The sequence below is a fragment of the Angustibacter peucedani genome (genome assembly GCF_054779595.1).
Genome location: NZ_BAAGXY010000095.1, coordinates 1 through 10,264 on the forward strand (window position 1 = coordinate 1; position 10,264 = coordinate 10,264).

The following is a 10,264-nucleotide window of genomic DNA, read 5'->3' on the forward strand; positions in this document are numbered from 1 at the left end:
TGGCGGCGGCGACGGTGGCGGGCTCGGGCGGCGTCGGGTCGCCGCCGTCGTCCGGGCTGCCGGTCGCGGCGCCGCGCACGCCGATCGTCTCGGGCCCGGGGCACACCAGCTCGGCCTGCTCGACCGGCACCTGCTGCTGCGGCTGGTGGGCCGCCCGTCCGGGGGCGACGCCGACCGCCTGCGGCTCGACGAGCACGAAGGCGACGAGCCCGGCGGCCAGGACCGGCACGGTGCTGCGCAGCGCGAGGTCGGCCAGCCGGCGGGCGCTCATCGCAGCTCGCCGTTCGGTCGGCGCACCGGCAGGGCGAGCAGCCCGACCAGCACGAGCAGCGCCAGCTGCACCCAGCGCCAGGTGCGCACCAGCGGGTCGACCGTGCTGACGACGAGGTGGCCGCCCTGGGCCGGCAGCGCGTAGGCCTGGCGCCAGGCGTCGGCGCCGGCCAGCCGGACCGGTCGCAGCGCGGTGCCGTCGAGGGTGGCGGTGCGCAGCGTCGAGGCCTGCTCGGACAGCACGAGCAGCCGTCCGCGCGGCCCGTCGGCGACGTCGGTGTCGACCGCGGCGTGCGGCCCGCTCACCGGAACGGCCGCCAGCAACGTGCCGGACGAGCGCTGCACGCGAGCGCGGGAGGCGTCGTCCGGGCCGCCGTCGCCGACCCGCCAGAGCTGGCCGTCGGCGGAGCGGCCGATCCGGGCCAGCCCGGCCGTGGCGTCCAGCCGCTCGGCCAGCGCGGCCGGGACGGGCTCGCGCACCAGCACGAACCCGACGGCGAGCCGGTGCAGCCCGGCGACGACGTCCTCGCCGACCGGCGTCACACCGGGGTTGGCGACCTGGGTCACCGCGGCGCGCAGCGGAACGTCGGCCGCCGCCACGACGGGTTGGGCGAGGTCGCGGGCCACGGACGCCGGCTCGCCGCCGTCCAGCCGGTAGGTCAGCCGGCCGGCGTCGTCGGCCAGGACGAGGGTGCGGGTGCCGTGGACGCCGGTGGCGGCGTCGCGCGCCACCGCCGGCAGCCCGGTGCCGGTGGTGTGCCGCAGGGTGCCGTCGGCGCCCTGCCAGGCCCACGCGCCGACGCCGAGCAACGGCGCGAGGACGCCGAGGGCCACCAGCGGCGCCAGCACCAGCTGCCGCCAGCCGAAGCCGAAGCGGGCCAGGCGCCGGCGCAGCCCGTCGCCGGCCACCACCGGTGCGGCGACGAGCGCGAGCAGCACCACGGTGCCGCCGGCGCCGGCCCAGGACGTGAGCGGCAGCTGGCCCGGGCGCGAGAGCAGCAGGGACGGCGCGAGCGCGGCCAGGGCGAGGCCGAGCAGCCCCACCCACCCGAGGACGGCGACCACCCGGCCGCGCGGGCCGCCCCGGGTCAGGGCGACGAGGGCGAGCAGCACGAGCGGTCCGACCCACAGCGCAGCCGCCCAGGCCGGAGCGCCGCCGGGCAGGTCGACCGCGTGGGTCCAGGCGAAGGGGACGCTCAGCCCGTCGCCGATCGCGGCGCCGGGCTCGGGGTGCGCGACGGCGGCCGGGCCGGCGAGAAGCAGGCGCGGGTCGGCGACGAGCTCGGCCAGCCACGGTCCGAGCAGCGCCGGCGGCAGGACGACGAGCAGCAGCGAGCGCACCCGGGCCCCGCCGCGGCAGAGCAGCACGCTCGCGAGCGCCACCGCGGCGCCGACCAGGGCGACGGCCGGCAGGGCCGTCGCCACCAGCGCCAGCCCGATGGCCGCGGCGAAGGTGGCGGTGAGGGTGCCGGAGGCGCGCCGGGTCAGGGTCCGCGCCACGAGGGCGGCGACGAGCGGGAGCAGCACGGTGACGGCGACCGGTCCGACGCGTCCCTGGCCGAGGGCGGTGGTCAGCAGCGGCGCGCCGCCCCACACCAGCGCGGCCCAGCCGCGCAGCCAGCGCGAGCGGGTCGCGGCACCGGCCGCGACGTACGCGGCGACGCCGGCCAGCACGGGGGCCGCGACGAGCAGCAGCTCGGTGCTCACCGAGGGTGCGGCCGAGCCGGCGAAGCGGGCGACGAGCCACACCCAGCCCGCGTGGACGACCGCCCCGGGCGAGGCGAGCTGGTCGGTGCCCAGCCCGGGGCCGCGCACGGCGTCTAGCGCGGCGTGCCACAGCGAGGTGGCGTCGCTGCCGGAGGCGCGCAGCTCGCCGCCGACCAGGGCGCCGCCGCCCGCCATCGGCGCGAGCAGGCGGCGCCAGGCGACCAGCGTCGCGGCCAGCAGCAACGACGAGACGACGGTGAGCGGGTGGGTGACCACGCGACGTCCCCACCCGGTGGGGGTCAGGACGACGGTCTGCGCCTCCTCGGCGACCGGACCGCTCTCGATCGCGCCGGCGTCACCGGCGTCGGGCTCGAGATCGGCGCCGCGGTCGCGGGCGGCCCACCCGCCCAGGACGTCGACCGCGTGCCGCACGGGCGCGAACCGCGGGGTCATCAGCGGCGCCAGGCTCGCGCGCCGCACCGTGCGCCGCCCGCGCGAGCGCCACCGCGAGCCCAGCCACCGCCACGGCAGCAGCAGCGTGACGGCCACCGCGCGCAGCTCCTCGGCCGCGCGGCCGGGCGACTTGGCCGCCAGCAGCAGGGTGGCGCGGGTCAGCGAGACCAGCGTGATCCAGGCGAGCAGGAAGGGCAGCGCGAGCCAGCCGCACCGGGCCAGCGCGACGTGCTGGCCGTGCTGCCGGTCGACGCGGCGCACCGCGACCGGCACGGCGTCGACCGAGCGCAGCCCGCGCGTGCTGGCCTGCGCGTCGGCCACCACGGCCCGCGGCGCCAGGACGACGCGGTGCCCGGCCAGGTGCGTGCGCCAGCACAGGTCGATGTCGTCGCGCAGCAGCGGCAGGGCGGGGTCGAAGCCGCCGAGCTCGTCCCAGACCGCGCGCCGCACGAGCAGGCCGGCCGACGGCACCGCGAGCACGTCGCTGCGGTGGTCGTGCTGGCCCTGGTCGCGCTCGACGCCGTCGAGCCCGGTGTCGCGGCGCCCGCCCCGGCCGACCGTCAGGCCGACCTCGACCAGCAGGTCGTCGTCGTCCCACGCCACGAGCTTGGGGCCGACCACGCCGACGGACGACGAACCGGCCCCGGCGTCGAGCAGCAGCTCGAGCGCGCGCGGGTCGGGTGCGCTGTCGTCGTGCAGCACCCAGACCCAGGCGTGCACCGGGTCGGCGCCGGGCGCGGCGTGGGCCAGGCCCATCCGCACGGCGTCGCCGAAGCCGGTGCCGCGCGGGGCCGACAGCACGGCGTCCGGGCCCAGCGCGTCGCGCAGCAGGCCGGGCGAGGTGTCCTCGGAGCCGGTGTCGACGGCGACGACGACGTCCGGCTGGCGGGTCTGGCGCCGCAGCGCCGCGAGCGAGCGCGGCAGCCACGGCTGCCCGTCGTGGGCGACCACGACCGCGACGACGTGCTGGCGTACGGGGGGTGCCGGACGTCGCGGGTGGTGCTCGTCGGCGTCCGGTGGTGCAGGCGAGGTGAGGGTGATCAGACCGCCTGCTTCTTCAACCGGCGGCGCTCGCGCTCGCTCAGCCCGCCCCAGATCCCGAAGCGCTCGTCGTGCGCCAGGGCGTACTCGAGGCACTCCGAGCGCACCTCGCAGGACACGCAGACCTTCTTGGCCTCGCGCGTCGAGCCGCCCTTCTCGGGGAAGAACGCCTCAGGATCGGTCTGCGCGCACAGCGCGCGCTCCTGCCACGACAGCTCGCCCTCGTCCTCGGCGTCCGCGAGGTCGATCAGCCTCGGCATCTCCAGAGCGCCCAGGGCGACCGGCGGGACCGGTGCCAGCGAGGCCTCCCGACGCACGAACGCGTCGAAGTCCTCGCCCGCGGGCGGGTGGTCGATCCCGGGGAAGTCGCTCCCCGTGCGCTGCCGTCCGATGACGCTGCTTGCAGCTGCTGCACCCAGCTCGTTCACGGCCCCTCCTCGACCCTCGTCGTCCGCCGGATCCCTCCCCGGGCCCGGCGCGACATGCCTGGAATTACACGCGTGTCATACCCCTCTCGTCAAGCCGAACGGTGATATCGAGCAAGATCTCTGCAGATGCGTCCGAACGGGTGAACGTCCGAGCACGCCCGACGGGCTGGAAGACTCGGCCTCATGCGCATCACCGCCATCGCCGGTGGTGTCGGCGGAGCCCGCTTCCTGCGCGGCCTGCTGGCCCACCTCGCGAGCTCCCCCGACCCCGACCGTCGCGACGCCGAGGTGACGGTGGTCGGCAACACCGGCGACGACATCACGCTGTTCGGCCTGCGGGTCTGCCCCGACCTCGACACCGTCATGTACACGCTCGGCGGCGGGATCGACGACGCGCAGGGCTGGGGCCGCGCGGACGAGACGCACGTGGTGCAGTCCGAGCTCGCGGCGTACGGGGCGCAGCCGCAGTGGTTCGGGCTGGGCGACCGCGACTTCGGCACGCACGTCGCGCGCAGCCAGCTGCTCGGCCTCGGCATGCCGCTGTCGCAGGTGACGGCCGTGCTCTGCGAGCGCTGGGGCCTGCCGGCGCAGCGCGTGCGCCTGCTGCCGATGACGGACGACCCGGTCGAGACGCACGTCGTCGTCGAGGACGACGAGGGCCGGCGGGCGATCCACTTCCAGGAGTGGTGGGTGCGGTTGCAGGCGGGCGTCCCCGCGCAGCAGATCGTCGCGGTCGGCATGGAGCGCGCCACGGCCGCACCGGGGGTGCTCGACGCCCTCCGCGACGCCGACGTCGTCCTGCTCCCCCCGAGCAACCCGGTGGTCTCGATCGGCATCGTGCTCGGCGTGCCGGGCGTGCGCGACGCCGTGCGCGGCACCCGGGCGCCGGTGGTCGGGGTGTCGCCGCTGGTCGGCGGCCGGCCGGTGCGCGGCCACGCCGACGCCTGCCTGCAGGCCATCGGCGTCGAGACCACGACCCGGGCCGTCGCCGGGCTCTACGAGGACTTCCTGGACGGCTGGCTCGTCGACACCGACGACGCCGACGTGCCCGGCGGGTGGCCGTCGCGGCTGGCGGTGCGCGCGCGCCCGCTGCTCATGACGGACGTCGACGCGGCCGCCGCCATCGCCGGTTCCGCCCTCGACCTGGCGGTCGAGCTGAAGGGCGCGCGCACCGGTGCCTGACCGGCTCGAGGTCGTCGCGCTGCCCGGCGTCCCGGAGGTGTCGGCGGGCACCGACCTCGCGGCGGTGCTGCTGGCCGCGGTGACCGCGGCGGGGCGCTCGCTCGAGACCGGCGACGTGCTCGTCGTGTCGTCCAAGGTCGTCTCGAAGGCGCTCGGGCTGGTCGCCGAGACGGCCGACCGCGACGCGGTGGTGGCGGAGCAGACGGTGCGCGTCGTGGCCGAGCGCCGCACGCCGCGCGGGCTGAGCCAGGTGGTCGAGTCGGCCGCCGGGCCGGTCATGGCGGCCGCCGGCGTCGACGCCTCGAACACCGCGCCCGGCACGGTGCTCACGCTGCCCGCCGACCCGGACGCCGAGGCCCGCGCCCTGCGCCGGGCATTGCGAGCCGCGGGCGCACCGGTGGTCGCGGTGGTCGTCAGCGACACCGCAGGGCGGGCGTGGCGGCGCGGGCAGAGCGACCTCGCGCTCGGCTGCGCCGGTCTGGACGTCGTCGAGGACCTGCGCGGCACGACCGACGCCTCCGGCCAGGTGCTCGAGGTGACCGAGCGCGCGGTCGCCGACGAGGTCGCCGCCGCCGCGGACCTGGTGAAGGGCAAGGCGTCCGGCATCCCGGCCGCGCTCGTGCGGGGGCTGGCGTCGTCCGTGACGGACGACGACGGGCCCGGTGCCCAAGAACTGTTGCGCGACAGCGGTTCTGACTGGTTCCGCCTCGGTCCGGTCGAGGCGGTGCGGGCCGCGCTGGGGGTCTCCGCAGGCGAGGTCGAGCCGGCCTCGGTGCTGCCAGAACCGTTGCGGCACAGGGCAGTACGGGCGACACAGGTCGCCGGGGCGGGTGAGCTCGTCGGTGGCGCCGACGACTCCGCGGCCGTCGTCCTCGTCGTGCGCGAGCCCGACGCCTTCGAGCGCGGCCGGCTGGTGCAGCGGCTGCTCGTCGCCCTCTGGGCCGAGGACCTCGTGGGCGAGCCGGTCGGCAGCTCGGGCGAGGTGCGGGTGCACCCCGGCCCCGCGAGTCGATACTGACGCCATGAGCGCCCCCACCGACGACGAGCTGTTCGACGTCCTCGCCGACGACCTCGGCCCGCGCGTGGGCACCGGGAAGATGTTCGGCTCGCGCGCGCTGCGGGTCGAGGCCACGGGCAAGGTGCTCGGCTGCCTGCGCTCGGACGGCTCGTTCGTCGCCAAGCTCGGCGCGGGCACGCCGGCGCACGCCGAGGCGCTGGCAGTGCCAGGCGCTGCCTTGTTCGACCCGTCCGGCAAGGGCCGGCCCATGAAGGACTGGGTGCTGCTGCCGGCGGGCGAGCAGGACCGCTGGCTGGCGGTGTCGACCGCGGCCCTGGAGTTCCTGAGCCGCTAGCGCACCGGCAGGTGCCAGCGCGGTGTCGGCCGCGGAGCCCGCCGAGCCCGGCGCGGCGCCTCGAGCTCGACCAGCCGCTGCACGCGGTAGCGGTGCGGCCGGTACGGCTCGAGCAGCTCGGCCAGCCCCGCGTCGTCCACCGCCTCGCCGGTCAGCGAGCGCCCGACGTGGGTCGGCACGTGGAAGTCGCCGAAGCTGACGGCGTCGGCGTCGCCGTGCGCGCGCTGGCGCACCTCGGCGGCGGTCCAGACGCCGATGCCGGGGATCGAGCACATCCGGCGCTCGGCCTCGGCGGCCGGCAGGTCCAGGGTCTGCTCGAGGCGACCGGCGCGCTGGGCCGCGCGCACCAGCGCGGCCGAGCGAGCGCCGTCCACGCCGGCCTGCAGCCACTCCCACGACGGCACGGCGGCCCACTGCGCGGCGGAGGGCGGCACGAACATGCCGGCCTCCCCCGCCGGCCCGGGCGCCTTCTCGCCGAACCGCCGCACCAGCCGCCGGTAGCCGCCGAACGCCTCGTGCCCCGTGACCTTCTGCTCGACGACGGCGGGGGCGAGCGCCTCCATCACCAGCCGGGTGCGCGGGACCCGCCAGCCCGGACGTCGGCGCCGTGCCTCCACGAGCACCGGGTGCTCGGGCGCGAAGCCGGTGTCGTCGTCCGAGCCGCCCAGCAGGTCGGGGACGTTGTCGAGGGCCCACTCCCCGCCCGGTCCCCAGACCTCGGCCTCGACCTCGTCGGACAGCACGCGCAGGTGCAGCGTCACCGGGCCGAGCGGGGTGCGGGACGCGCGCCACAGCCCGCCGCCGGGGCGCAGCCGGTGCGTGACGTCGGCCCCGCCGCGGACCAGGGTGCCCAGGGTGGCCGCCAGGTCGACCGGTCGACCGGGGCGCCACCGGCTGGTGCGGTCCGGGGAGGTGGTCACGGCCCATTGTCACCCGGCCCGCCCCGTAGACTGCGCCGGAACCTCGCGGCTGCGCCCGCCGTTGGCCCGAGGAGCAACCCCCGACACCACCGGCGGGTCCGCACGCCCGCGGCCGCCCCGACCTGACGAGGAACCGACAGGTGGCAGCCAAGAAGGCCGACCAGGACCGCAAGGCCAAGATCGCCGAGATGCAGCGCCAGGCCAAGGCGGCCGAGCGCCGGCGCAGCCTGGCCATCGTCGGCGTGGCCGTGGCCGTCGTCGTGGTCATCGCGGGCGCGGTGACCTTCGCGATCGTCAAGGACGACTCGCGCGTGCCGGGCGGTTCGCTCGCGTCGCTGGGCGTCCCGGCCGCGCAGGCGAGCTGCGACGCGATCACCGACGACAAGGCGGTCGGCAGCGGCGAGCACGTCGGTCCGCAGACCAACAAGCCCGACGTCACCAAGGTCGACTACTCGACGGTGCCGCCGACGTCCGGCCAGCACTTCGTGACGCCCGAGTACCCGAACCGGCAGTTCTACACCGCGGACGACCGGCCGCGGATGGAGACGTTGGTGCACAACCTCGAGCACGGCTACACGGTGCTCTGGTACGACGACACCGCCACCAGCGCGCAGGTCGCCGACCTCAAGGCGATCACCCGCGAGGCCAACGGCTCGACCGACGCGCAGTCCAAGTTCATCGTCAGCGCGTGGGACACGGCCTACGGCACCTTCCCCGCCGGCAAGCACTTCGCGATGTCGCACTGGTCGGCCGACCAGAACGACCTGACCAAGCAGACCGGTCACCGCCAGCTCTGCGGCGCGGTGTCGGGCGAGGTCGTGGCAAAGTTCATCGCGGCGCACCCGCGCACCGAGGCCCCCGAGCCCAACGCGCAGTAGGGACGTCGGTCAGCGGCCGGGGCCGCCACCGCCCGGACCGCCACCCGGCGCACCGCCACCCGTGGGCGTCGTGCGGGTGTCGACCCGCACCGGCAGGGCCACGGTGTAGCCGTTCGACACGTCGCCGGTGACGGTGCCGAGCTGCAGCGCTCCGCCGTCGTCGCCGAACACGTTGTCGCTGTCGAGGCTGACCTTCGCCAGGTTGGCCACCGAGGCCTCGTAGCCGGACGTCGCGTAGACGGTGTCGCACGTGGCCTTCGGCAGCGCGACCTGCGAGGTGGCGACGGCCTTGCTCGCGTCGGTGATGGACGCCTGGTCGGGGTAGACCTCGAAGTGGATGTGCGGCCAGCGGCCGTCGTAGCAGGCGGGGAAGACGCTGGTGAACGTCACGACGCCGTCGTCGTCCGCGATCTGCACGCCGCGCAGGAAGTTCTGGTCGGCCACCCCGTCGGAGTACATCGAGTAGCCGCCCTCGCGGGTGCAGTGCCAGACGTAGACGGCCGCGCCCGTGTACGGGCTGCCGCCGTCGGCCAGGTCGGACACCGTGAGCTTCAACGTCATCGGCACGCCCTCGGCCGTGCCGCTCGACGCGCCGAAGCTCGACCGGATGTCGCTGCGCACGATGCCGCTCTGCTCCAGCACGTCGGGGCCGTTCGACCCGTCACCGGGGTACGGGCCTGCCGTCTCGTCCGGGATCTCCGCGTCCGAGCTGGTGCTGCTCGAGCTGCTGGTCGAGCTGCTCGACCCGGTCGACCCCGCGGTGGTGGTGGCGTCGCTGCTGTCGCCGCACGCGGCGAGGCCGACGCCGAGCGCGCCCAGGGCGACGCCGCGCAGCACGTTGCGCCGGCTCATCAGCGTCGTGATGTCGAAGCCGAGGCCCTGGTCGACGACCTCGTCGTCCGGGCGCACCAGGGGGCGGCCCTCGAAGGTGGGGGTCTGGGGGCGGCGGTTGGTGCGGCGCATCGTGGTCTCCGTCGGTCGGCGGGGCTGGCGACTGGCCCCCACCATGACCGGCCGCGCTGGGCGTCGACGGGACGTCACCTGGGAGCCGGCTGAGACCTCCGCGGCCGCCAGAGCGACCCGATGGCCGCGCCGAGGCAGGCGCAGAACAGCGTGCTGGGGATGTCCCAGCCGATGACGGTGTCGACCCACTCGCTGTCGAGCCCGCCGTGCTCCACGACGTCCGCGACCTCGAGACCCAGGTTCACCACGAGAGCCAGCGCCGCGCCCACCAGCGCGCCACGACCGGCCCGGCTCGGACCGGCCGGGCGGCCTCGCAACGAGGCAACAGCCAGCACGGTCACCGCCACCGCCGGCCCGACCAGCCACCAGGGCCCCAGGCCGGTGGCCCAGACCAGGACGCCCGCCCCGAGCCCTGCCCCCACCGCTACCAGCGTCCTCGTCACGCGCGAAGGCTAGGGCTGCGTGTCATTGGTGTCGACGACGAGGTCGGCGCGGTCACGAGTGCCGTCGGCAGCGAACCAGGCCTCCTCCATGGGCTGCCACCGCTCCCACAGGTGGCGGTGGCCCTCGCCACCGCGCTCGACCCCGCGCCGCAGCCGCTCCTCGCGCGGCGCCTCGACCCAGATGGCGTACGCCAGCCGGTCGGCCACAGCCGCGCGCGTCGAGCCGCAGCCCTCGAGCACCACCAGCGGCGACCAGGGCAGGTCCTTCCAGCCACCAAGGGACGAGCCCTCGAAGTCCCCCTGCCAGTCGCGCACCTGGTACCGCGCGTCGCGACCGGCGAACAGCGGCTCCAGCAGCTGCTGCTCGAGTCGCGGCCACCACGCGTCCAGGCTCTGCCACGACAAGAAGTCGTCGATCTCGACCACCGGCGCACCCGCGACCGCGGCCAGCGCAGCGGCGGCCGTGGACTTGCCCGACCCCGACGGACCGTCGACGCCCACCAGGCGCACACCGTCCACCGCGGGGCGGGCCAGGACGTCGACCAGCACGCGGTTCCAGTCGGTCGGGGTGGAGGTCATGGGCTCGATCCTCGCAGCCGCGCCACGAAGCGTCGGACGAGGTCGTCG

Annotated in this window: 10 protein-coding genes and 1 pseudogene; 4 read left to right on the plus strand and 7 right to left on the minus strand. The window is 76.4% G+C overall.

What is annotated here, in order from left to right; genetic code table 11:
• From ACYVJ4_RS15805 to ACYVJ4_RS15815, 3 genes and pseudogenes are all read right to left on the minus strand, one after another.
• Positions 1-271 (minus strand): annotated as a pseudogene (locus ACYVJ4_RS15805) (hypothetical protein); the annotation flags it as partial.
• Positions 268-3,381 (minus strand): glycosyltransferase, encoded by a 3,114-nt coding sequence (locus ACYVJ4_RS15810; protein ID WP_460461100.1) that lies wholly within the window; start codon positions 3,379-3,381, stop codon positions 268-270. The gene ACYVJ4_RS15810 and the pseudogene ACYVJ4_RS15805, both read right to left, overlap by 4 nt.
• An 89-nt stretch (positions 3,382-3,470) precedes the next feature.
• Positions 3,471-3,731: a WhiB family transcriptional regulator gene (locus tag ACYVJ4_RS15815; protein ID WP_460461109.1), complete on the minus strand. Its 261-nt coding sequence runs from the start codon at positions 3,729-3,731 to the stop codon at positions 3,471-3,473.
• A 351-nt stretch (positions 3,732-4,082) separates the two neighbouring features.
• On the opposite strand from ACYVJ4_RS15815, the gene cofD reads away from it, so the two are divergent.
• The 3 genes from cofD to ACYVJ4_RS15830 are packed head-to-tail and all read left to right on the plus strand — an operon-like array spanning position 4,083 to position 6,433.
• Positions 4,083-5,081, plus strand: coding sequence for a 2-phospho-L-lactate transferase (gene cofD, locus ACYVJ4_RS15820; protein WP_460461101.1), 999 nt, complete (start codon positions 4,083-4,085; stop codon positions 5,079-5,081).
• The gene (cofE, locus tag ACYVJ4_RS15825; protein ID WP_460461102.1) at positions 5,074-6,099 is read left to right on the plus strand and encodes a coenzyme F420-0:L-glutamate ligase; all 1,026 of its coding nucleotides are present in this window, start codon (positions 5,074-5,076) and stop codon (positions 6,097-6,099) included. The genes cofD and cofE overlap by 8 nt, the downstream gene beginning before the upstream one ends.
• Positions 6,100-6,103: 4 nt before the next feature.
• A complete protein-coding gene (locus ACYVJ4_RS15830) occupies positions 6,104-6,433 on the plus strand; it encodes a hypothetical protein (protein ID WP_460461103.1) in 330 nt (109 codons plus the stop codon).
• Here the strand turns inward: ACYVJ4_RS15830 and ACYVJ4_RS15835 are convergent.
• Positions 6,430-7,353, minus strand: coding sequence for a DNA-3-methyladenine glycosylase family protein (locus ACYVJ4_RS15835; RefSeq protein ID WP_460461104.1), 924 nt, complete (start codon positions 7,351-7,353; stop codon positions 6,430-6,432). The genes ACYVJ4_RS15830 and ACYVJ4_RS15835 overlap by 4 nt on opposite strands.
• A gap of 140 nt (positions 7,354-7,493) precedes the next feature.
• Between ACYVJ4_RS15835 and ACYVJ4_RS15840 the strand changes: the two genes are divergently transcribed.
• Entirely contained in the window at positions 7,494-8,231 is a 738-nt protein-coding gene (locus tag ACYVJ4_RS15840; RefSeq protein ID WP_460461105.1) for a DUF3105 domain-containing protein, read from the plus strand.
• 9 nt (positions 8,232-8,240) lie between these two features.
• On the opposite strand, the gene ACYVJ4_RS15845 is transcribed toward ACYVJ4_RS15840, so the two are convergent.
• From ACYVJ4_RS15845 to ACYVJ4_RS15855, 3 genes are all read right to left on the minus strand, one after another.
• The gene (locus tag ACYVJ4_RS15845) at positions 8,241-9,194 is read right to left on the minus strand and encodes an intradiol ring-cleavage dioxygenase (protein ID WP_460461106.1); all 954 of its coding nucleotides are present in this window, start codon (positions 9,192-9,194) and stop codon (positions 8,241-8,243) included.
• A gap of 74 nt (positions 9,195-9,268) precedes the next feature.
• Positions 9,269-9,637 (minus strand): hypothetical protein, encoded by a 369-nt coding sequence (locus ACYVJ4_RS15850; protein ID WP_460461107.1) that lies wholly within the window; start codon positions 9,635-9,637, stop codon positions 9,269-9,271.
• 9 nt (positions 9,638-9,646) lie between these two features.
• Entirely contained in the window at positions 9,647-10,216 is a 570-nt protein-coding gene (locus ACYVJ4_RS15855) for a uridine kinase family protein (protein WP_460461108.1), read from the minus strand.
• Between the last annotated feature and the right edge of the window lie 48 nt (positions 10,217-10,264).

Excerpts from the sequence above, each read along its gene's own strand:
- cofD (WP_460461101.1), top strand. The coding sequence starts at position 4,083 with ATGCGCATCACCGCCATCGCCGGTGGTGTCGGCGGAGCCCGCTTCCTG.
- ACYVJ4_RS15815 (WP_460461109.1), bottom strand. The coding sequence starts at position 3,731 with ATGCCGAGGCTGATCGACCTCGCGGACGCCGAGGACGAGGGCGAGCTG.
- ACYVJ4_RS15855 (WP_460461108.1), bottom strand. The coding sequence starts at position 10,216 with ATGACCTCCACCCCGACCGACTGGAACCGCGTGCTGGTCGACGTCCTG.
- ACYVJ4_RS15845 (WP_460461106.1), bottom strand. The coding sequence starts at position 9,194 with ATGCGCCGCACCAACCGCCGCCCCCAGACCCCCACCTTCGAGGGCCGC.
- ACYVJ4_RS15830 (WP_460461103.1), top strand. The coding sequence starts at position 6,104 with ATGAGCGCCCCCACCGACGACGAGCTGTTCGACGTCCTCGCCGACGAC.